Here is a 22,282-nt window from a genome sequence, read left to right as displayed (position 1 = left end):
AATCGTAGCGTGTACCCGGCCAAGGCCGCTGCCCTCATCGCATGGACCCGATCATGAACAAGCCCGCCGCACGGATCTCCGCCCTGTCGTTGTCGCTGATGCTGCTGGCCGGCTGTGCCACCACCAGCCTGACCAGCGCGCCCGAATCGCCGGCCCAGAGCCAGGCGCTGGCGCTGATCGAACAAGGCAAACCGCGCGACGCCGCCCTGCAGCTGGAAGCGCTGGCCGCAACCCTGAAAGGTGGCGCCCGCAGCAACGCCCTGGCCGATGCCGCCTGGGCCTGGCACCTGGCCGGCGACAGTGCCCGCGCGCGCAGCCTGCTTGGCCAGCTCACCGCCCGCCAGCTGTCCGGCGCCAGCCTGCAGCGGTACCAGCTGACCGGCGCCGAGCTGGCACTGGCCGACAAGCAGCCGGCGCAGGCCCTGGCCCTGCTGAAGGAACAGGGCGACAACGTCTTCCCCGCGCTGCGCACGCGCTGGCACGTAGCCCGCGCCAACGCGCTGCAGGGCACCGGCGATGCCTTCGGTGCCGCCACCGAGCGCGCCCGCGCCCACGCCAGCCTGACCGGCAGCGCACGCAGCGAGAACCAGGCCGCCATCGCCGGTCTGCTCGGTACGCTTGACGATGCCACCCTGCGCAGCCGTGCCGCCGCGCTGCCGGCCAACGACCCGCTGTACAACTTCGCAGGCCGCGCACTGATCGCGCGCGGCCTGCCGCTGCCGCGCCCGTTCGACCGCGATGGCGCCGCCCAGTTCGATACCAGCAAGCGCCCGCCGGCCATGAGCGACGGCTACCGTCCGCCGGCCAAGCTGGCCGTGCTGCTGCCGCTCAGCGGCCGCTTGGCCACCGCCGCGCAGCCGGTGCGTGATGGCCTGCTGGCCGCGTACTACGGCGAGACCCGCCGCCGCCCGGACATCAACTTCATCGACACCGCCGGTACCCCGGCCGGTGCGCTGGCCGCCTATGACAAGGCCGTCGCCTCCGGCGCCGACTTCGTGGTCGGCCCGCTGGGCCGCGACGAAGTGGACGCCGTGTACGGCCGCCAGCAGCTGCAGGTGCCGGTGCTGGCCCTGAACCGTGGCAAGGACGCGCCGCCGGCCGGCAGCGCCGGCTTCTCGCTGGCACCGGAAGACGACGGCATCGTCGCTGCCGAATATCTGCGCGGCCGCGAGCGCGGCAAGGCGTTGGTGATCAACAGCGCCGACGATACCGGCCGCCGTGCCGCCGCCGCCTTCGCCCAGCGCTTCGCCCAGCGTGGTGGCCAGGTGGTGGCCACCGTCGGCGTCAGCGACGCGGTTGGCGATGTCGGTGCGCAGGTGCGCAATGCCGGCCAGGTCGATGCCGTGTTCCTCGCCGTGCGCGCGCCGCAGGCCCGCCTGCTGGCGCCGCAGCTGGCGCTGGCCGGTGCCGGTGGCGCCACCCGCGTTGGCACCTCGCAGCTGACCGTCGGCAGCGGCAAGGTGGAAGAAGACGTGGCGCTGGACGGCATCATCTACCCGAACGAAGCCTGGAACGTGCGCAGCGTGTCCGGCCTGCCCTCGGCCAGCCAGGTCGCCAGCACCCTGCCCAGCGCACGCGGTGCCGCCGGCCGCCTGTTCGCCTTCGGCGCCGATGCCTGGAAGATCACCGCCTACCTGGACAAGCTGTCCAACGAAGGCGGCCTGGACGGTGCCACCGGCACCCTGTTCCTGGACAGCAATGGCAACATCCTGCGCCAGCCGGCCTGGTCGACCTTCAATGGCGGCCGGCCGATGCCGATCGTCGGTGGTCGCTGAGCGCAGCCAACGTGGCTCGGCGGTGGAAGCCGCCGCCGAGCAGCATCTGCAACAGGCCGGACTGCGGCCGCGTGCGCGCAACGTGCGTTATCGCGGCGGTGAACTGGACCTGGTGATGGACGATGCCGGCACCGTGGTGTTCGTGGAAGTGCGCTATCGCGCGCGATCCGATTTCGGTGGCGGCGCGGCCTCGGTGGATGTGCGCAAGTGTCGGCGCCTGGCGCATGCTGCGTTGTTGTACCTGCAGGACCATCCCGCGCTTGCCGATGCGCCCTGCCGCTTTGATGTGGTGGAAGCTACGGGCGAGCCGCCGCAGTTGCAGTGGCTGCGCGATGCGTTCCGGCTGGATGACTGCTGATGGTTTCCGTCCGCTCTGGCAGAGGCCGACCTTGGTCGGCGCTTCTGTCCAACCAAGGTTGGCACCTACCAGCGCGCAGCCTGGCCGGCACGACCACGGTGCGTGACTGATGCCTTCGATCATCACCCATGCCGCTGTGCCGTTGGCGCTGTGGTGCGCCGCGGATCGTGGCCGCATTCCTGCGTGGTTGCTCGCTGCGGGTGTGGTCGCGGCGATGCTGCCCGATGCCGATGTACTGGCCTTTGCGCTGCACATTCCCTACGCCGATGCGTTCGGCCATCGTGGCGCCAGTCATTCACTGCTGTTTGCCGGCGTGCTGGCTGCATTGGCCGCGGTGTTGGCGTTCTTTGGTAGCGACCGACCATGGTCGGCGCAGCACAGCTCCGGTAGTCGCCGACCTTGGTCGGCGTTTCTGTGCCAACCAAGGTTGGCATCTACCGTACAAGCCGCTGCATTCGTCTTCGTCTGCGCAGCCAGCCATCCGCTGCTGGATGCGATGACCTCCGGCGGCCTCGGCGTTGCCCTCGCCTGGCCGTGGAGCGAACACCGCTTCTTCGCACCGTGGCGACCGATCCGCGTGTCACCGTTCGCGCCACAGTTCTTCAGCGCGCGCGGCATCGCCACCCTGCTCTCTGAACTGCGCTGGGTCTGGCTGCCGCTGGCCGGCGCCGTTGTTGCCTGGAAACTGATCCAACCCGCCCCTGCTGTCCCGCGAGATCCATCATGAGTACTGTCCTGCCCGCCGCGTTGGTTGCCGAACTGTCCGCCCTGCTGGGTGCCGATGGCTGGCGCATGGATGACAACGCGCTGGAGGCGAACGCACAGGACAACTCGTGGCGCCACCAGCGCCCTGCCGCCGTCGCGCTGCCCGCCAGCATCGAACAGGTGCAGGCGCTGGTGCGTGCCTGCCGTGCGCATGGCGTGGCACTGGTCGCGCGCGGCGCAGGCACCGGCACCACCGGCGCGGCCGTGCCGTTGCCGGGCAGCATCGTGCTGTCGTTCACCCGCATGGACCGCATCGTGGCGATCCGCGCCGGTGATCGCTGCGCGGTGGTGCAGCCGGGCGTGCTCAATGGAACCCTGCAGCAGGCGCTGGCCCCGCATGGCCTGTTCTGGGCGCCGGACCCGTCCAGCGCGGAGATCTGCAGCGTGGGTGGCAACCTGGCCTGCAATGCCGGTGGCCCACGCGCGGTGAAGTACGGCACCAGCCGCGACAACGTGCTGGGTCTGGTGGCGGTGACCGGCACCGGCGAGGTGATCCGCTGCGGTGGTGCCTACACCAAGGATTCCACCGGCTACGACCTCACCCACCTGCTGGTGGGCAGCGAAGGCACGCTGGCGCTGATCGTGGAAGCCACCCTCAAGCTCACCCCGCTGCCGGTCAGCCAGGCCGGACTGCGCGTGCTGTACCGCGACGCCGATGCGGCCGCCGCCGCAGTGTCACGCCTGATGTCGCAGCCGGTGGTACCCACGCGCCTGGAATTCATGGACGCGCGCAGCCTTGAGCTGCTGCGTCTCAACGGTGCGGACGTGCCGGAGGCCGGTGCGATGCTGCTGGTGGAAGCCGATGGTGACCACGACACCCTGCCCTATCTGCTGCAGGCACTGGCCAGCGCCGCTGAAGGCGACGGCATGATCGAACTGGACGTGGCGATGGAAGGCCGTGCACGCGACCAGCTGTGGGCCGCGCGCAAGGCACTGTCGCCGGCACTGCGCACCGTCGCGCCCGGCAAGATCAATGAAGACGTGGTGGTGCCGGTGTCGCGCATTCCAGAGCTTGTGGCTGGCGTGCAGGCATTGGCGCGTGACTACAGACTCACCATCGTCACCTTCGGCCATGCCGGCAACGGCAACCTGCACGTCAACATCCTCTACCATCCGGAGGATGCCGACGAAAACGCGCGCGCGCATGCCGCGCTGCCGAAGATCTTCGAGCTGACCCTGGCACTGGGCGGCACGCTGTCGGGCGAGCACGGCATTGGCCTGGCCAAGCGCGATTTCATGGCGCAGGCATTCAGCCCGGCCACGCTGGCGACGATGCGCGCGATCAAGACCGCGCTGGACCCGGATGGGATTCTCAACCCGGGCAAGGTGCTGCCGCCGGTGTAGACCGCGCGCACTCCTGTAGCGCCGAGCCATGCTCGGCTCACCGCGCGCAGCGCGGACTTCCCGCCTGCGGAACGAAGAGCAGCCGAGCGTGGGCTCGGCTCTACAAAGGCTTGTCGTTCGCAATATCGATCAGGGTCTGCCGGAAACTGGGCAGCAGCACGCGATTACCGCGCCCACTCAGATGATCGTTGTCGAAGAACAACGGTCCGCCCTCTTCCACGGCCGAACAGGTCTGCGGCCCACACAGCAGCGGCAGTGGATCCCACACCGTCAGCGATGGATAGCGCGCTGCCAGTTCGGACAGCAACGCCATCTGCGGCGCTCGCAGCCTCTCCAAATCAGCGCGCGGCATGCTCAGGCCCCCGGCACAAGCCGGGTTGCGGCGGTTGAACCAGTCCGAACAGCGGTACGCACCGGCCTTGAACAACGGCAGTGGTGCATCCAAAACCACATGCACGCCCAGCTTCTGCAGACGTCCAAGAATACGATCAGCCTCATCACGCGCGGCCTGCGCATTGGTCGGGGTGCGCTCGGCAAGCAGTTGACGATAGATTTCCTGTGCATCCTGCCGCTGCCAGTCGAATCCACGCAGCTCCGGCATGCGCAATGCCGCCAGCACCACGATGTCACCCGGGCGCGCCTCGCGCTCGATGGTCGACAACGCGTCCTCAATGAAGCCCTGGCAGTCGTACGGGCTGGCCCGCAGCAGGTTGACGAAGCTGCAGCCGCCGCGATCCTGCTGGCGCACCTCCATGCCGGTCTGGCGCGCGACCATGCTGGTCATGGTGCGATACGCCGCCGCGTGCGAATCCCCCACCACGAACAGCCGCCGCCCTTCGAGCGCCGGCGCGCTCACCGGCTCCAGCGGACGCCATGCCGGGTAGCGCCGCGCCTGCCATGCATAGCCGTCACGGGTAACGCTCAGCGAGACCTGCTCGTGGTACTCCACGGTGGCCCAGGCACCCGCGCCACACAGCGCCACCACCGGCAACGCCATCGCCAGCACCTTGGTCGGTGCCAGCCGCAGCAGGGGCGCTGCACGGCGCAGCGGACGTTCGATGAAGTGGTAGGACGCAGCGGATACCGCCAGCAGCAGCACCGGGTACAGCCACAGTGCCGCTCCCTGCAGACCGTAGGTCCAGCGCAGCAGCACCAGCAACGGCCAATGCCACAGGTACAGCGAATAGGACAAGCGCCCCAGGTAAGCGAGCGGTGCGCAGCCCAGCGCGCGGGCGATGCGCGATGACCCCGCTGTCGACACGCTCGCCAACAACAGCAGGGTACCGGCCACGGTCGCCAGCACACCCGGCACCGGCATCGCCAGCTGCGGGGCGATCAGCGCACCTGCGGCCAGCAGCGCCAGACCGGCCGCTGCGACCATGTCAGCGTTCTGGCCCGGCGTGCGCGTGCGCGTGCGCGTGCGCATCCACTGGTACAGCAGCGCGCCTGCGGCCAGCTCCCAGAACCGCGCAGGCAGCAGATAGAACGCTGCCGCTGGTGCCGATTGCGCCTGCCAACCTGCCCACGCCAGCGACAGCGCGGTGAGCACCGGCAACAGCCAACGCGACCACGGCCAGCGCTCACGCCCGCGCAGCCAGACGAAGAACAGCAGCGGGAAGACCAGGTAGAACTGCTCCTCCACACCCAGCGTCCACGTGTGCAGGAACGGGTTGAGTTCGGCGCCGGGTGAGAAATAGTCGTCCTGCTGCCCAGCCAGCACGATGTTGCTGAAGCCGACCAGCGCGGCCCAGCCGGTCTGGTCGAACTGCTCGTTGCGCCACGCGCGGGGAATGAACAGCGCCGACAGCACGAAGGTGGCCATCAGCATTACCAGCAGCGCCGGCAACAGGCGCAGCACGCGTCGACGGTAGAAGTCGAGCAGCAGTGCGCCGAGTGATGCGTTGGTGCGCGAGGCCAACGACTGACTGATCACGAAGCCGGACACCACGAAGAACAGGTCCACGCCGGTGAAGCCACCGGGCAACCATGCCGCATTGGTGTGGAACAGGATGACGGCCAGCACCGCCAATGCGCGCAGGCCGTCAATGGCCGCATTGTGGGAACGTTCGGGAGGGGACATGCGGGTGACCGGCAGCATCGCCACCGTTTGCGCAGTCATTCAATGGACGATCGCGACAGACATGGACATCGTTCAGGACCCGCCCCTGCTCGAGGCAGTTGTAGAGCCGAGCCATGCTCGGCTGCTCTTCGTTCAGATTGCGATGAGCCGAGCGTAGGCTCGGCTCTACGGCAGCAGCCAGGGGTCAGAGCCCATTGCCCAGGCAATGGGATCCGACCCCGCTGCACGCCCGCTTACCAGGCCTTGCGCAGGCCCAGCTGGCCGCCCACGTTGCGGTAACCGTGGTCGCCGCGCTGCACGGTCAGGCCACCCCACGCACCCCAGCGCTGGCCCAGCTTCAGCTCGGCACCGGCCTGCACCTCGTAACGGTTGCGTGGCACGTCCGCGCCCAGCGTGTCACCGTTGAACTGCAACGTGCTGGCGCCGCTGCCACGCAGCCAGTTCACGCCCAGGTACGGCTGCACGGCATTGTCGGCTGCAGTGCCATGGCCAAACACACGCACGCCCAGGCGCCCGCTCAGGCCACCGGCATCGGCGTGGTCGATCACCGTGCCGTTGCTCTCCACGTGGCGATCGGCGCGGAAATCGACATGGCTCAGCTGCAGTTGCGGCTGCACGTACAGCGCGCTGGCGCTGCCCTGCCACACGTTGAAGGTGTAGCCGGTCTCCAGCGACACACTGGCCATGCGCGAATCGTAGTGCTCCGGCGCCAGGCCGATGCCCTGCACCCGGTTATCGAAGCGGCCGTACTGCAGGTTCGCATCCATGTACGCGCCCTGCGTGCCGTCAGCCGCCTGCAACCAGGTGCCGTACACACCCACCGCGCTGCCACGCACCCGCCCCTTGGCGCTGTAGCCGGTCAGATCGGACACTGCACTGCTGTCAGCACGCCCCGTGCCCAACATCACGCCGAACGCTGCATTGCCTCGGCGAACCAGGTCACTGCCGATCTGCAGCACCGAGGTGTTGCCGTCGATCGACAGCTGACCGCCGACCGCACTGAAGTCCGCCTGCTGCCGGCCCACACGCGCCCACGCGGCACGGCCTTCATCCAGCGATACGGCCCCGATGCGGTCGTTCATACGATGGGAAAACATGTTGATGGCTGCTGACTGGTTTGCCAGATAGGCACCGGCTTCCGGGCGCAGTACCGGCGGCGGCAGGATCGGATTGATTGGATCCACCGGATCCGTCGGGTCGATCGGATCCGGGCCCGGATCGACCGCGCACCCCGGCGCAGCCGGGTTGTCCTGGCAGACATCGAACCATTGCGAACGCAGATACCAGTTGCCATCGGTGGGATCCGTCACGCCCCCCTTGAACAGGAAATACTCGTACGATCCGCCCACCGCGCGGCCGCTCAGTGCGTAGCTCGCCCGTGATGCACCGTCGATCTCGATCAGTTGGATGCCATCGACCGTCGGCGCACCCCCGCCCCCCATGTTCTTCACCGCAATCAGCGCGTCGCCGGAGGTGTCGCCGCGCACGTGCAGGCGGTCCATCGCGCTGTCGTCGCCGGCCAGCGCGCCCTGGAACAGGAACGTCGCGCCCTCGCTGTGCAGATCACCGTCCACGGTGAGCGTGTTGAATCGGCCACTGCCGTCGGACAATGCCACGCCACTGTTGAGCAGCTGCAGCTCGCCCACCGTGGCATCACCGGCCAGTGTCCACTGGCTGCCGCTCTCGATCGCCATCGTCCGCACCAGACCCGACGAACCCTGCCAGAGCGATCCATCCGCCAGCCGCACGTGCACGTCGGACTGTGGCGGCAATCCCGCGTCCTCATCCTCCGGCGTGATGACAATGTCGCCCTCCATCTGCGAGCCGCTCTCCAGCACCACATCGAAGCGTCCGGCCACTGCGGCATCCAGTGCCAGCGCGATGCCGTTGCCGCCCGATACCAGCGCGCCATTGGACAGGGTCAGGCCTGCATCGCGGCTGCTGCGCAGCCATACACCGCCATGCTGGGCGCTCACCAGCGAACCGCCATCGATACGCATCCGCCCGTTGTCATTGATCACCGCCGCCCACGCGCCCTCGCCCTCGGTGCGCACGTGGGTGTTGCTCAGCGTCATTTCGCCGGTGCCGCCAGACAGCACACCGTGTGAGTTGATGCCGGTGGTGCGCACTACACTGTCGGCCAGATGCACGGTGCCACCCAGGCGCGCGATCGCACCGATGGCGCCATCGCCTTCGGTCAGAATGTCGCTGCCGCTTACCTCGGCCAATGGCCGTTGCCCAGGCCCACCTTGCACATACAGCCCATGCCCATTGAGGCCGAGTGTGCGCAACTGGCTGGCACCGATCTGCGTGGTACCCGCGTACAACGCAACCGCCTGCCAACGGTCGCCCTCGGCGGTGATCTGCGAACGCTCGATGTCGAGCTTGCCTTCATTCATCAGACGCACGGCGACCCCATCGCGCGCGGTGATGACCGATCCTTCCACGCTGGCCTTGCCATCACGTTCATTGATGTCGATGCCGATGCTCTCGCTGACCAGCTGGCTGTTGCGCAGGGTCAGCTCAGAACCTTCGGTCATGTTGATACCGAAATGTCCGGACAGATCAACACCGTCCAGCAGCAGCGTACCTCCTCCTCCCGTGGCGAAACTGACTGCGCTGGCGTACTCACCGCGCGCGTGGATGGCGCCGCCATGGACTTCGACGTCGCCTCCCGCATCCAACCCGATGCCGGACCGCTCATGACCCAGATCAATCTGCAGATCTTCGAACACCGCCTTGCTGCCCATCGCCACCAGCGCACCGTTCGCGCCCGCGCCACTGGCACTGATCTGGACGTTGCGCAGTACCGCGTCCGAACCCATGGCAATCCACAGCGCGTGGCCCGCGCCGTTCTGTTCGATGCGCAGGTTCTCAGCCGTCACGGTACTGCCCTGCATATGGATGCCATTGGCATCGCCGTTGATCTGCAGATGGCTGTCGCGCAGCGCAAGGTCGCCATTGCTCACCTGCACGCCGTGGCTGCCGGCGCCATGAGTGACGATGCCGACCCCGGTTGCGGACACGCTGGCCCGGGACGCCACGATGCCCACTGACGACCGCCCGAGGGTCTCGATCTGGGTGCCGCTCAGTTCGACCCGGCCGCCGTCCACCACCGATACACCTGCAGCACTGCTGCCCAGCGTAGTGATGGTGCCTCCTTCCATACGGATCAGACTCCCCGCGCCCTGCGCCCTCGCCGCAGCCGCACCATTGCCTTCCGTGCGCAGATTGATCTCACCGGCGGGAAGAATGCTGCCGCCATTGAGCGCATGGAAGGCATAACCCGCGGTACTGCCCGCGTCCACCGGCTCGGTGGTGCTGTAATCACCGGCTGCGGGCGTCTGCTCATCGCCGTCGGCAACCACCTGCTGCGCCAGTACCGGCGCTGTTGTGGAAAGTACGGTGGCCAGCGCCAGGGCGAGGGTACTGCGGCGCGGAAGCGGAAAGTGCATGGCAAGTCTCCGGAAAGAGTGCCGGATATGCTCGGGACGCCACACCCCCGGGGCTATCGAATTCGTTGCGTTCCGCCACAGGTGCGGCGGTTCGTCGCAGCTGCGAGGAGCCTGCCTGAACGGCCCCCGGCCGCACGCCGGAGGTCAAGCGAGCTTTGCAACAAATTGCATGGGATCGCCTGGTCGTGGCTGGAACACTGGGCTCCGTTCCAGACACGCACTGACGCAAACAGCCCGGATCACCCCGCCTTCACACAACGTTGGCGTATACGCCATCTACCTGAACGGGGGATCCAGGTCATCGCAGTGCGCAGTCCCATCCGCTTTCGATCCCGAGGACTCACCATGCGCAATTCACCCGACCGTACTCCGTCGCTGCGACCGCTGGCGCGCGGCCTGCTGCTGGCCCTGGCCGGCGCACCGATGGCCATTGCCTTTGCTGGCGACCTGGACAACCAGCAGGCAGAGGTGACCGGCACCGATCCTGCCGAAGCCTGGACGCTGAAGAACGGGTCGAAGCTGACCTTGACTGACAGTGGAGACGCCTACCAGATCAAGGCAATGGATTCCGACGTAGTAATCAACAATGGCAACGTCAAGCGCGCCCCGACGGCGGGCTCGTCGGTAGCGTTGATTCTTGATGGCAGCTCCAGCCTCACCGCCAATCGCGGTACGTTCCTGGGCGGCATTCAGGTGATGAAAGATTCCACCGCCACCATCAGCAACAGCACGATCTACTCGAAGATCGGCAGTGGCCTGTTGCCCACCGATGCCTACAGCATCGGCGTGGATCTGCTCAGCGTATTTGGTGATGTTTCCGACAACACGCGTGCAACCATCGACAACACCACAATCGTTGTTAGCGAAACACCAACGGGAAATGACCTCAACAATGGCCATGGCGTGCGGCTGATGCAGGGCCAGGCCGATATCCGCAATGGCTCGAGGATCTTTGCAGAGAATGCCGGCATCCTGCTGGCGGCTTATCCGGGTGTGCTGAAGCCCATTGCGGTACGCGTTGACGACTCGCTAGTGGAGTCCGGACGCAACGCCGCCATCTGGGTGCGACCGACCGGCGATGCAGCCAATTACGATATTACCGTGGCCAATGGTGCTCAGCTCAGCGGTGGCGACGGCAACTTGCTGAATGTCCAGAACTTCGGCGCAAGCGCAACGAAAGCCGCTGTCTCCTTCACCGTGGATGACGCGCGCCTGGCCGGCAATGTCAATTTCGATCTCGCCAGCGTCAGTGGCTCCCTCGACGTCTTCCTGCGCAACAAGGCACAGATCGACGGCCGCTTCATCAACGTTACCTCGGCCAGCATCGACAGCGACAGCACCTGGCTGATGACCGGCGACAGCACTGTCGGCCATCTGGCGTTGGGCAACACCGGCACCGTCGCGCTGGGTAATGGCAGCACGTTCAACACCCTTACCGTGGATACCTTCGATGGCGCCGGCGGCACCCTGCTGTTCAACACCCAGCTGGGAGACGACAGCTCGGCCACCGACAGACTGATCATCAAGGGCGATGCCAATGGCCAGGCCAACGTGCGCGTGCTTAACGCTGGCGGTGCCGGTGCGAAGACCGACAAGGGCATCGAACTGATCCGCGTGGGCGGTGCGTCCAATGCGCAGTTCGACCTGCAGGGCCGTGCGGTGGGCGGGCAGTACGAGTACTTCCTGTTCAAGGACGCGACCAACGGCGGCTGGTACCTGCGCTCGGAGCTGGCCGGCACGCCGGACCCGTGCGTAGTGGATCCCACACTGCCGGAGTGCACGCCGGTCGATCCGGTGGACCCGGTCGATCCGGTTGACCCCACGCCAGTGCTGCGCCCGGAAGCCGGCGCCTACCTGGCCAACCAGTTCGCGATGGACCAGATGCTGCGCCACGGCTGGCGCGACCGCCAGGGCGGCAACACCTCCGCCGCTGATGGCGTGCGTGGCTGGGCCCGCGTGGACGGCACGCAGAGCAAACTGTCTGCCGTGGAAGACCAGCTGGACCTGCGCGTGGACCGCTCGCGCCTGCAGCTGGGCGCCGACATCGGTGTGTTCGACAGCGGCCAAGGCCGCGTGGGCGTGATGGGCACGCTGGCCAAGTCCGATGCCACTTCGCGTTCGCAGCTGACCGGTTACAGCGCACGCGGCAAGGTCAACGGCGGTGCGCTGGGCGTGTACGGCAACTGGAGCACCGATGCACTGTATGTGGATGCCAGCGTGCAGCGCGGCCAGTTCCGCAACCGCGTGCACGGCGAAGGCCTGGCCGAGGAACGCTACGACTCGGATATCTGGCAGAGCTCGCTGGAAGCCGGCTACCGCATCGGCATCGGCCAGATCGGCAGCACCGCGCTGAGCCTGCAGCCGGAACTGCAGCTGGTCTACACCGACGCCAATACCGACCGCCACGAGGAAGCCAACGGCACGGTGGTGCGCAGCCTGGGCGACAGCGGCCTGTCCGGCCGCGTGGGTCTGCGCCTGCAGGGCGAAGGCCGCAGTGCCGCCGGTGCGTCGGTCAGCCCGTATGTCGTGGCCAACTGGTACCGCGACGGCGCCAGCAACGGCATGGCGTTCGACGATGAAGCACTGAAGGCCAGCGTGCCGCGCAACCGCTATGAGCTCAATGCCGGTGCGCGCGTGGACTTCCGTTCCGGGCTGAGTGCGTGGGGTGGCTTCGGCGTGATGCGGGGTGACCATGGGTATCGCGAAGCGACGGCCAATTTGAGCATGTCGTACAAGTGGTGAGGTAGAAGCGCGTTCTACTTTCTGTAGAGCCGAGCCATGCTCGGCTGCTTCTCGATAAGATTGTGATGAGCCGAGCGCCGGCTCGGCTCTACACGAATGTCGCGATTGCCACGCTGTGGCGTGCGCCGCACGATTGCAGCGCTTTCGAACTTTCCAACAATTCTCATTGGCAGCATTGGCGCTTCATGCAAATCATGTAGCGCCACCGACAACGGGTGGCACGGGCTTGCAATCCCGTTTGATCGATGTTGTTTACGCTTGCCTGCCGGCGTCGCCTCCTTCCCCTGTGCCTGGGCGGCGTCGGCAGGCATTCCGTCTATGCCTACATGGCGGGCGGTGCGCGGGGGCCTCGTGCCCGCCGGCGTTTCTACATCGGTCACCGGTATTGCAACCACGCACCGTCCGCCACCCTCGCTGTTAAGCAGGGTGGCCCCTTGCCGCTTGCACAAGGACGCCGCCATGACCACTTTCCCCTACCCGCACCTGTTCGCCACCCTGGGCGAGGCCGCCACGCGCCTGCCCGATGACCTGGCCCGCACGCTGGAAGACACCTTCGTTGCACTACAGAGCAGCAGCAGCGCAGGGACCATCACCCTGCAGGCCTGCCTGCAGCACATTCGCCAGGGCGATGCGGCCGATGGCCAACCGTGGCCCGGCAGCAACCGTACACCCGGGCAGCGCCTGGCCCTGGCGCGCATCGACCGCGCCAATGCGGGGCTGAGTTTCCTGCTGGAACTGCTGCACGCCACCGAACGCGTCCGCGTGGACGGTGATATCGACCAGCAGATGGGCGATGGCGCGCGCGAAGGGCTGCTGCTGGCCTGCCGTGGGCTGGCCGAGTATGTAGATGTCCAGTTGCGGGCAGCCTAACGAACGTTTTGGAGCCGAGTCCATTCTCGGCCGCAATTCGATAGGAGGGTAATCAGCCGCGCGTGAAAGCGGGCCTGCAGAAGCAACGTCCACCGGGTTCCGGCGGAGGACTCCCACCCTCCGCCGGGGCCGTGAGCGCCACTACCAGTAGTCGACATTCAGCACAGCCTCGCCCTTGATGACGCCAGGCTTCAGTGCTTCGTTGGTGCGGATATAGCGCGCAGTGTAGGTAAAGGCGTGCACGCCACCACCGCCCGGGTTGAAGAACCATGGCGTACCAAACCGAACTTCGCTGGCCCCGCTCAGCAACTGCACACGTACACCTTCCGCGGTCGAGTCGGCACTGGGCGTCAGTATGCTTCCCGTATTGGCAAAGTCTCCCGCGTCGTTCAGTACGATATCGGCGCGTGGCTTCACAATGCCACAGTCCATCAACAGCGAAACCTGTTTCTCCATCGCCGTATCCCCGGCATTGTCCAGCTGTTCGAGCGATACGTCCTGCAACACCTCCGATACATCCTGCATGCGGCACGTCGTAGGTGGAAAACGCATGTTGATGCTGATGGGCACAGTATCCCCGAATGCCGGATGTGCCGGCGCGCTCAACTGCATGGCTACCTGGGTCTGGAAGTCCGCCATCCTGCTGCCGCGACTGAGCACGAACAACAGGGGAACCACACCGCCGTCGCCGGGAACCTGTACCGCATTGGAGCCCTGGCGAAAGGGGTGCACGGCGCCACCAGTCATGAGCCCAAATCCCATCAGCGCCGACTCCGGGCCGCTTTCATAGACAGGCAGCTTTCCAAGAACGGGATACGCATCAAATTCGATATCGCCAACCCAGCGCAGATCGGCGCCTTGCAGATCCACCTGCAACTCCAGCGGTGCACTGCTGGGACAGCCGCTGATCGAGACGTTGGTACCATCGTCCCAGATCATCCGCACATTCTCCGTATAACCCGGCCTGTCCCGATCAACGACGATCGGCGCCTGCACTTTTACCTGGCACGCCTGCGCGGCGCCGCTTACCACCAGCATTGCCGTGAAGGGCAGCGCCAGGGTGGATATCAGGCGGCGGCCTGTACGCTTGTCGCTGCGGGCAAGCCACGTACCCATCGGGCCGGCCACGCGCTCGTCGGGTCGACCGGGGTAAGGTACCGCCGTTGGTCCCTTGCATCCCTCGAGGCGCACTTCATCCTTACGGCGCCTACTCATAGTCGGCCGTCACCACGATCTCCGTGGAGACCTCACCCGCGCTTGGCGCCGAACCACTGGGCTGGAAGTAGGCCGCGCGCAGGTCGTAGCGTGCCGCCGCACCGGTCACCGGCACATCGATGCCGGTGTCACCATCCTTCAGATAAATGCTACCGCTTGCACCGGCCAGCAGCGAAATGGACACACCGCTGGCCGGGTCGCTGGCCGCCGTGTTCTTCCAGCGCTCGGCGTCGCCATCGGCAGCGGTGCCGGAGAACGACAGCAGCGCCTTGTTGACACCCACGCAACCGGTGAACTCCAACGCGCCTGCCTTGATCTGACTGTCCGCGCCCGGGGTCAGATCACTGGCCTTGACCGGGTCCAGCGCTATTGGTGCGGCGTTGAGGGTGCAGGTGCCGGGCAGCACCTTGCCACTGATGGTGAGGGTGGCACTGTCGGCCAGAGCCAGTGGCGTGGCCGCCAGAAGCGCAGCGCACAGCGCGGCACGGTAGAACCTGTTCATGCGAGTGTTCCTTGGAGTGGTGTTCTGGTGGGAGGAATCAGAGCTGCGTGGCATCGGTCGTACTCAGTGCGGCCTGCAATCAAGGGCTGGGCAGTGGCAACGGCATGCACACCGCTTGGCTCCACGACAGCCCATAGGCATCGGGCGCATCCGGGGTCGTGTACTCCAGGCGGCAGCGATGCCGGCCGTACGGGTCGACGATCAGCTGGCCCTGTTCGGGCGCGCCACGCAGCTGGATCACACCGCCCTGGCCCACTGCGCCATGGCTGCGGCCGGTCTCATCTTCGATACGTGCCGCAAACGGCAGCGGCTGGCCCAAGGCATCGGTGGCGTCAATGAACAATGTGCGTTCGCGCTTGGCATTGAACGCAACCCGCACGATGCTGCCCGCCGTCGGTGCAATCCGCTGCGAGGTCTGCAGCAGTTCCACATCCATCGGCAGGCCCGACGGGTCCAGTTCGATCTGGTTCCAGCGGTAGGGGCTCACGTGCGGGAGCAGCGCATAGCCGTTGCGACCGATGCGCACGTCGCTGCCGTAGCCGATGCGGGCGCCCTGCGCGCCATCGGCCTGCACCAGCGCGAAGCCGTCGCCCACCGACGCACCGACGTTGATGCCATCGCGGTGCACCACCACACTGCCGGCAGCGCTGGCATTAATGGCGCTGTAGTCGCCCGACCGGCTGTAGCCGGCGGTGACCGTGCCATGCCCACCGCGATAGGACGCGTAGGCATTGGCGCCGCCGGCCCCGTCACTGAATTCGCTGGCAGACAGGCTGTAACTCAGCTGCTGATCGGCACCCAGCGTTCCATTCAGGCCCAGCTGGCCCTGATCACCGCGTGCCGAATGGGCCACCTGTGTGCTCAAGCGCGGTGCACGCGGGGCCGAGCCCAACGGAATGCTGAAGGTCGCCGCATAGCGGGTGTCCTGGTGGCCATCGCCGATCTGCAGGCGCATGGCAGACAGGCTCAGATTGGCGCGGCCAATGCTGGTCTGGAAGCGCAACTGCAGATCGTTGTGCTGCTGCGCGCTGTCCCAATAGCGCACCTGTCCGCCATTGAGCGAGAGCGTGCTGCGCTCGCCGATGCGCTGCGAGAAGTTCACCTGGAAGCGCTGGCGCGCGCGGCCACTGACGCCCCAGTCGTCGTTGTACGCCTGGGCGAAATCATTCAGGGAGAGATAGCCGCGCGTGCTGTAGCGCAGCGCTGCCAGACCGAAATTGGTCCCCGTTGCGGTGATATAGCGCTGGTAGTTCAGCCGGAAGCTGTTGCCGGTCACCTGTTCGCCGTTGGCCAGGCGCGCACGCGAATGCGTGATGTCGGCGCCGAACGCACCGAGCGGCGTATTGACTGCACCGCCGAACAGTGCGGACCGGAAGTCTTCGGCCATCTGCACCCCGCCCAGCGCGGTGAAATGGTTACTGATGCCTCGTGCGTAGGTGCCTTCGGCAAAGCGCAGTGCTTCACGCACACCGCGTGCGTCGCGAAGCTCGCCCGCGGTGGCGCTGAAACGGCTGGCGCCGGGGCGCAGCGCCTGCGGCACTGCAGAGAAGTTCACAGTGAACTGCTGCTGGCGGCCATCGGCTTCGGTGACAGTGACGTCCAGGTCGCCACCGAAGTTGGTCGGGTACAGATCTTCGATGGAGAACGGCCCCGGCGCCACGCTTACTTCGTGGATGACGTGGCCGTTCTGGCGGATGCTCACCACCGCGTTGGTTTCAGCGACGCCGTGCACCACCGGCGCGAAGCCGCGCAGCGAGTCCGGCAGCATGCGCTCATCGCTGGCCACCCGCACACCGGTAAATGACAGCGACTCGAACAGTTCGCCAGCGGTCGTACCCTGCCCCAGAAGCAGCTGGGCATTCCACGCCGGAAGATCGCGCTGCAGCGTGCTGCTGATCACATCGTGACGCGAGCCATGACTGCCCTGGCTGAAGGACGAACGATGGCGCAGCCGCCACGCGCCCAGATTCACGCCCGAGTTCAGCCCCAGATACGTCGACTGCTTGCCCTGGTTGCGGCTGTGGTTGATGTTGTAATCGAAGAAGGCGGCCGTGACGCCGTGGTCGCGCTGTGCAGGTGCCACGTATCCGCGCGCGTTGCGCGCCTGTGCTGCCTGCGGCACGTTCACCAGAAGCTGCAGGTTGCCTTCGTCGAACTCGACGGTGGCACCGACGATCAGGCTGGGAAGCGCGACGCAGCTTTCATCCTCCTGGTCCAGCTCGGCCAGGAACATTTCCTTCAACGGCAACTGGCGTACCAGCCCGGCGGGCAGGCACGGGGTCGCACCAAGAGGCGCCGGTGCCGCCACGAAGGTGATGTCGCGCTTGTCGTGGAACCGGCCATTGACCACCACGTCCAAGGAATACACGCCAGGCTCCGTGGGATTGCCCAGCGCATAGCGCTGCATGTCGATGGCCCGGCCACCAATCAGGAAGCCTTCACTGAACTGCAGGGACTCGTCACCATGCGCACGGGCATGACCGGCAATGGTCAATGCCACCGCGACGGAAATCGCCAGGCCCAGCACACGAACGGCAGGACGGCGTGATGTCCAACGAGGAAAGGGACAGTTGTTCATGGCTGGCTTCATTCGATGAGGTCGCGGGCGACATCGCTCGTGGTCGATGAGGGCCGCAGCGTAGACAGCGCCCCCCTGCCTTCCCATTGAATTTGTTGCAAAGCGACAACACCGGCCTGAGTGACGCGGCTATCGCAAGGGACCCGCAGCACGCTTGCAACTAATTGGATGTCCGCCCTGCGGCCGTCCGGGAACACTGTGCGCATCCGCTGGCGCATTCACTGCGGCCCCCCTGACTCCCAACCAAGGACATCTCAATGCCGAACCGACTGAACCTGATTGCTGCTGGTGCGCTCGCGCTGGCCCTGTCTCCCGCCGCATTCGCCGAGAAGCTGGAAATCACCGGCGAGCTGATGACCAGCACGTGCTCGGTGGATGCCACCGGCGGCACCATCACCGTGCCGATGGGCAAGGTGGACGTCGCGTGGGTGAATGAAGCCGAGCGTGCCGGCATGAAGAACTTCAGCATCCTGCTCGACTGCTCCGGCTCTGGCGCCGCTCAGGATGTCGGCGTGCGCTTCGGCGGCACGCCCGACGGCAGCACCGGCAATCTGGCGCTGACTGCGGCGTCCACGGCCACCAACGTGGGCGTGGCGCTGTATGACGCTGCGGGCAACCACCAGAAGCTGGGCGAGGATCCGCTGCAGTGGGTGAATATTCCGGCTGCCGGCAAAGGCCAGCTGGACTACAGCGCCTGGTATTCCTCGCCGGGCAAAAACGCCACGGCCGGCACGGCCAACGCCTCGGGCGATTTCGTCGTGCTTTACAAGTAACGCATATCCCTGCGCGCCACCCCCGTGGCGGCGCGCCTTATTGGAGGATGACCTGATGAAGATCCGTGCCATGTCGTGGATGACCGCGCTGCTGGCTGGCGTCCTGGCGCTGCCGGCATCAGCAGCGGTGACGCTGCAGGGCACGCGTATCGTGCATGACGCGGCCCAGGGCCGCGATGTAACCGTCAAAGCCACCAACGGTGGCGACAAGGCCGCCATGGTGCAGGTCTGGATTGACGATGGCGACAGCCATGCGCGCCCCGAGAACGTGCGCACGCCCTTTCGTCTGACGCCGGCCGACCCGCGCCTGCTGCAGGCCCATCAGGGGCAGGCGTACCGCATTACTTACGCGCCGCGCCCGTCGGAGACACCGTTGCCGACGGATCGTGAATCGGTCTTCTACTTCAACCTGCTGGATATTCCGCCCAAACCCGCCGATGCCGCCGGCAAGAACCTGCTGCAGTTCGCCGTGCGCACGCGGGTGAAGCTGTTCCACCGCCCGGCCGGCCTGCCCGGCAAGCCGCGTGATGCGGCCGGGCAACTGCAATGGCGTGCGCAGGCCGGTGCCCTGATGGTGAGCAACCCCAGCGCGTATCACGTGACTGTAAGCACGCTGACCCTGCCCGACGGCCGCAAGGTGGAAGCAGAGATGATCGCACCGGGCGCGCAGGTACGTCTGCCGCTTCCGAGTGGTGCGGCGATGCCCACGTCGGTGACGTTCCAGTGGCTGGACGATTACGGCACGCCGCGTGATGCCAAGGCCGCCGTCGTTCGTTGAATGAAGCCGAGCGTGGGCTCGGCTCTACAGAAAATGTCGCAACTGGCGCGCGCCTGTGCGCGCCGCTCATCTGCAACGTTTTCGCGTTTTCCAACAATTCTCATTGGCAGCATGGGCGCTCCATGCAAATCATGTAGCGCCACCGACAACGGGTGGCATGGGCTTCCAATCCCGTTAGGTTGATGTGTTGGTTACGCTTGCCTGCCGGCGTCGCTCTTCCTTGTTGGGTGGCGTCGGCAGGCATTCTGTCCGCGCTTACATGGCGGGCGGTGCGTGGGGGCCTTGTGCCCGCCGGCGCTTCTACATCGACCTCCGGTATTGGAACCACGCACCGTCCGTCACCCTCGCTGTTAAGCGGGGTGGCCCCTTGTTTCCTGCACAAGGATGCCGCCATGACTGCTGCGCACTACCCTTACCTGTTCGCCACCCTCGGTGAAGCTGCCAACCAGCTGCCCGAGACCATCGCCCGCGCACTGGAAACCACGCTCAGTGCCACGCACGGCAGCACTGTGCCAACCCACAACACCTTGCTGGCGTGCCTGCAGCGCATCCGTCATGTGGAGGCCGCTGACGGCCAGCCGTGGCCTGGCAAGGGCCGTACATCGGGACAATGCATGGCGATGGCACGTGCGGACCGGGCCAATGCCGGCCTGACGTTGCTGCTGGAGCTGCTGCATGCCACCGAACGCGTGCGCGTGGATGGCGATGATGATCAGCAGATAGGGGATGACGTGCGCGAAGGGCTGCTGCTGGCCTGCCGTGGGCTGGCCGAGTATGTGGATGTGCAGTTGCACGCGGCGTAGCGCTGAGCGATGCCGATACACCCTACCTCGGTAGGCGTCGACCTTGGTCGACACGGTGTTGCCGCGAGCGGCTGACACATGCGTGCCAACCAAGGTTGGCACCTACCAGAGCAACATCGATCTGACCCCACCCCGAAGGTTGGCACCCACCAGCGCAGTAACGCTTCGGCTACGCGAAGTGCTGGTATCCGCCGTCGGCGGCTTCGCCATCTACATGTACGCCCTGTCCTTCGGCAACGCGGCCGATGCGGGTGAGCGGTACGTCCAGCGATTCGGCCAGGTAGTGCAGTGCATCGCGCTGGTCGGCGGCGGCGGTGAAGCACAGTTCGTAGTCGTCGCCACCGCGCAATGCGCAATCGCGTGCACCGTCGCGGCCGAGCAGCTCACGCAGCGCGTGCGAGATCGGCAGCGAATCGGCATCCACATGCGCGGCCACGTTGCTGCGCGTGGCGATATGACCGAGGTCGGCCAGCAGGCCGTCGGACACATCCACCGCCGCGTGCGCGAAGGCCCGCAGGCGCAGGCCCAGGGTCACGCGCGGCGTCGGCCGCAGCAGGCGCAGGCGCAGGCTTTCGTAGTCGGCCAGCAGCGTCGCGGTGGCGATGCTCAACGCACCTTGTTGCCACAGGCGCAGCGCGCCGGCGGCATCGCCCAGCGTGCCACTGACCCAGATGTCATCGCCTGCCTGTGCGCGGTCGCGCCGCAGGGCCTGGCCACGCCCGACCTGGCCCATCGCGGTCACCGACAGCGACAGCGGACCGCGCGTGGTGTCGCCACCGATCAGCGCGATGTCGTGCTGGTCGGCCAGGGCGAAGAAGCCATCGGCGAAGGCCTCGATCCAGTCTTCAGACGCTTCCGGCAGTGACAGTGCCAGCGTGCACCACGCCGGGCGCGCGCCCATCGCGGCCAGGTCCGACAGGTTGACCGCCAGGGTCTTCCAGCCGATGTCGAAGGCCGGGGTTTCCACCGGGAAGTGCACGCCGCTGTTGAGCGTGTCTGCGGTGACCACCAGTTGCTCGTTGGCGCGCGGCTGCAGCAGCGCGGCGTCGTCACCGATGCCGAGCAGGATGTCGTCGCGCTCGAGGGTACGGGCGCGGATGCGTTCGATGAGGGCGAATTCGGCCAGGGACATGGGGCGTTCTACTTTCATGTAGAGCCGAGCCATGCTCGGCTGCAGTTCGATCACGCGCCGCACTGCCGGACGCAACCGTGCGCTGCACGGTGAGCCGAGCATGGCTCGGCTCTACAGGAATCGGGTCAGTGACCCGATTCGACCTTGCGCCATTCCACGGCGGCACGATCCAGCACGCCGTTGACGTAGGTGTGGCCATGTTCGGAACCGAAACGCTTGGCCGATTCGATGGCTTCGTTGATCACCACGCGGTATGGCACGTCCAGGCGGTAACGCAGCTCGTAGGCGGCCAGGCGCAGCACCGCGCGTTCGATCGCGTCCACTTCTTCGATGGCACGGTCCAGGTACGGGCCGAGCGCTTCGTCGATGTCGCGACGGTTGTCGAGCACGCCGTGCACCAGCGCCTCGAAGTACGCCAGGTCGGCGATTTCGCGGGCCTGCTCGTGGGCGAACTGGGCGATCAGCGACTGGGCGTTGCCGCCGGAGATCTGCCAGGCGTAGATGGCCTGCACGGCACGACGGCGGGCGCGCGAGCGCAGCACCGGATCGACGCCATCGCGGCGGACGGGTTTACCGGAGGGCTTGCCCTGGGTGTTCTTGTTCATGGCAGCTGCTCCAGAAGATTGACCATTTCCAATGCGGCGAGTGCGACTTCCTCGCCCTTGTTACCGTGGCTGCCGCCTGCGCGGGCCTCGGCGTCTTCAACGCGTTCCACCGCCAGCACGCCGTTCAGCACCGGCACGCCGAAGTCCAGCTGCACGCGCATCAGGCCTTCGGCGCAGCGGTCGGCCACGTGTTCGTAGTGGCGGGTGTCGCCACGGATCACGCAGCCCAGGGTGAGGATGGCGGCGTGTTCATGGGCGGCGGCCAGGCGTGCGGCCACCAGCGGCAGTTCCCACGCACCCGGCACGCGGATCACGTCGATGTTGGCTTCGGTGATGCCGTTGCCGGCCAGGCTCTGGCGGGCGCCAGCGACCAGCGTGTCGGTGATGCGGGCATTCCAGCGGCTGGCCAGGATGGCGAAGCGCGCCGACTCGGGAGTGCGAAGATCGCCTTCGTAGTGGCTCATATGCGGCTTGGGGGACTCGATAAGGGGGTAATTCTAGCGTGGA

At 66.5% G+C, this 22,282-nt stretch carries 18 protein-coding genes; 9 read left to right on the top strand and 9 right to left on the bottom strand.

The window, feature by feature from the left end; all coding sequences use genetic code 11:
* The first annotated feature begins 53 nt into the window (after positions 1-53).
* The 4 genes from ROV95_RS06215 (at position 54) to ROV95_RS06200 (ending at position 4,242) form a co-directional block, all read left to right on the top strand.
* Positions 54-1,775, top strand: a complete 1,722-nt coding sequence (locus tag ROV95_RS06215; protein WP_312543530.1) for a penicillin-binding protein activator — start codon at positions 54-56, stop codon at positions 1,773-1,775.
* Positions 1,765-2,133: a YraN family protein gene (locus ROV95_RS06210; RefSeq protein WP_181453528.1), complete on the top strand. Its 369-nt coding sequence runs from the start codon at positions 1,765-1,767 to the stop codon at positions 2,131-2,133. The genes ROV95_RS06215 and ROV95_RS06210 overlap by 11 nt, the downstream gene beginning before the upstream one ends.
* A 109-nt stretch (positions 2,134-2,242) precedes the next feature.
* Entirely contained in the window at positions 2,243-2,860 is a 618-nt protein-coding gene (locus ROV95_RS06205) for a metal-dependent hydrolase (protein ID WP_312543528.1), read from the top strand.
* Positions 2,857-4,242: an FAD-linked oxidase C-terminal domain-containing protein gene (locus ROV95_RS06200; protein ID WP_312543526.1), complete on the top strand. Its 1,386-nt coding sequence runs from the start codon at positions 2,857-2,859 to the stop codon at positions 4,240-4,242. Before ROV95_RS06205 ends, ROV95_RS06200 begins: the two co-directional genes overlap by 4 nt.
* Before the next feature lie 100 nt (positions 4,243-4,342).
* On the opposite strand, the gene ROV95_RS06195 is transcribed toward ROV95_RS06200, so the two are convergent.
* Both ROV95_RS06195 and ROV95_RS06190 read right to left on the bottom strand, forming a co-directional pair.
* Positions 4,343-6,361 (bottom strand): acyltransferase family protein, encoded by a 2,019-nt coding sequence (locus ROV95_RS06195; RefSeq protein ID WP_312543525.1) that lies wholly within the window; start codon positions 6,359-6,361, stop codon positions 4,343-4,345.
* A 194-nt stretch (positions 6,362-6,555) separates the two neighbouring features.
* Positions 6,556-9,777 (bottom strand): autotransporter outer membrane beta-barrel domain-containing protein, encoded by a 3,222-nt coding sequence (locus ROV95_RS06190; RefSeq protein WP_312543524.1) that lies wholly within the window; start codon positions 9,775-9,777, stop codon positions 6,556-6,558.
* Positions 9,778-10,122: 345 nt separating this feature from the next.
* On the opposite strand from ROV95_RS06190, the gene ROV95_RS06185 reads away from it, so the two are divergent.
* A complete protein-coding gene (locus tag ROV95_RS06185; RefSeq protein ID WP_312543523.1) occupies positions 10,123-12,519 on the top strand; it encodes an autotransporter outer membrane beta-barrel domain-containing protein in 2,397 nt (798 codons plus the stop codon).
* Between the two features lie 14 nt (positions 12,520-12,533).
* Here the strand turns inward: ROV95_RS06185 and ROV95_RS06180 are convergent, their stop codons facing one another.
* The gene (locus tag ROV95_RS06180) at positions 12,534-12,830 is read right to left on the bottom strand and encodes a hypothetical protein (protein WP_312543522.1); all 297 of its coding nucleotides are present in this window, start codon (positions 12,828-12,830) and stop codon (positions 12,534-12,536) included.
* Between the two features lie 148 nt (positions 12,831-12,978).
* Here ROV95_RS06180 and ROV95_RS06175 point away from each other — a divergent pair, with 148 nt between their 5' ends.
* Positions 12,979-13,389, top strand: a complete 411-nt coding sequence (locus ROV95_RS06175; protein WP_312543520.1) for a hypothetical protein — start codon at positions 12,979-12,981, stop codon at positions 13,387-13,389.
* 141 nt (positions 13,390-13,530) lie between these two features.
* On the opposite strand, the gene ROV95_RS06170 is transcribed toward ROV95_RS06175, so the two are convergent.
* The 3 genes from ROV95_RS06170 to ROV95_RS06160 all read right to left on the bottom strand — a co-directional run bounded on the left by ROV95_RS06170 (position 13,531) and on the right by ROV95_RS06160 (position 17,684).
* Positions 13,531-14,505 (bottom strand): fimbrial protein, encoded by a 975-nt coding sequence (locus ROV95_RS06170; protein ID WP_312543519.1) that lies wholly within the window; start codon positions 14,503-14,505, stop codon positions 13,531-13,533.
* A 91-nt stretch (positions 14,506-14,596) separates the two neighbouring features.
* Positions 14,597-15,106 carry a fimbrial protein gene (locus ROV95_RS06165; RefSeq protein ID WP_312543517.1) on the bottom strand — a complete coding sequence of 170 codons (510 nt, stop codon included), beginning with the start codon at positions 15,104-15,106 and terminating at the stop codon, positions 14,597-14,599.
* 79 nt (positions 15,107-15,185) lie between these two features.
* Positions 15,186-17,684 (bottom strand): fimbria/pilus outer membrane usher protein, encoded by a 2,499-nt coding sequence (locus ROV95_RS06160; protein ID WP_312543515.1) that lies wholly within the window; start codon positions 17,682-17,684, stop codon positions 15,186-15,188.
* 257 nt (positions 17,685-17,941) lie between these two features.
* On the opposite strand from ROV95_RS06160, the gene ROV95_RS06155 reads away from it, so the two are divergent.
* From ROV95_RS06155 to ROV95_RS06145, 3 genes are all read left to right on the top strand, one after another.
* Entirely contained in the window at positions 17,942-18,457 is a 516-nt protein-coding gene (locus tag ROV95_RS06155) for a fimbrial protein (RefSeq protein WP_312543513.1), read from the top strand.
* Between the two features lie 55 nt (positions 18,458-18,512).
* Positions 18,513-19,235: a fimbria/pilus periplasmic chaperone gene (locus ROV95_RS06150; RefSeq protein ID WP_312543511.1), complete on the top strand. Its 723-nt coding sequence runs from the start codon at positions 18,513-18,515 to the stop codon at positions 19,233-19,235.
* 392 nt (positions 19,236-19,627) lie between these two features.
* Positions 19,628-20,038, top strand: a complete 411-nt coding sequence (locus ROV95_RS06145) for a hypothetical protein (protein ID WP_312543510.1) — start codon at positions 19,628-19,630, stop codon at positions 20,036-20,038.
* A 169-nt stretch (positions 20,039-20,207) separates the two neighbouring features.
* Here the strand turns inward: ROV95_RS06145 and thiL are convergent, their stop codons facing one another.
* From thiL to ribH, 3 genes are all read right to left on the bottom strand, one after another.
* The gene (thiL, locus tag ROV95_RS06140) at positions 20,208-21,170 is read right to left on the bottom strand and encodes a thiamine-phosphate kinase (RefSeq protein ID WP_312543508.1); all 963 of its coding nucleotides are present in this window, start codon (positions 21,168-21,170) and stop codon (positions 20,208-20,210) included.
* 125 nt (positions 21,171-21,295) lie between these two features.
* Complete coding sequence (gene nusB / locus ROV95_RS06135; RefSeq protein WP_312543506.1) at positions 21,296-21,775, bottom strand: transcription antitermination factor NusB; 480 nt, start codon at positions 21,773-21,775, stop codon at positions 21,296-21,298.
* Positions 21,772-22,239 carry a 6,7-dimethyl-8-ribityllumazine synthase gene (ribH, locus tag ROV95_RS06130; RefSeq protein ID WP_010481977.1) on the bottom strand — a complete coding sequence of 156 codons (468 nt, stop codon included), beginning with the start codon at positions 22,237-22,239 and terminating at the stop codon, positions 21,772-21,774. Before ribH ends, nusB begins: the two co-directional genes overlap by 4 nt.
* Positions 22,240-22,282: the final 43 nt, after the last annotated feature.

Source organism: Stenotrophomonas maltophilia group sp. msm1 (assembly GCF_032025805.1).
In the GTDB taxonomy this organism is placed as follows: domain Bacteria; phylum Pseudomonadota; class Gammaproteobacteria; order Xanthomonadales; family Xanthomonadaceae; genus Stenotrophomonas; species Stenotrophomonas hibiscicola.
The sequence above is the reverse complement of the archived record's forward strand: the minus strand, read 5'-3'. Positions and strand labels throughout refer to the sequence as shown.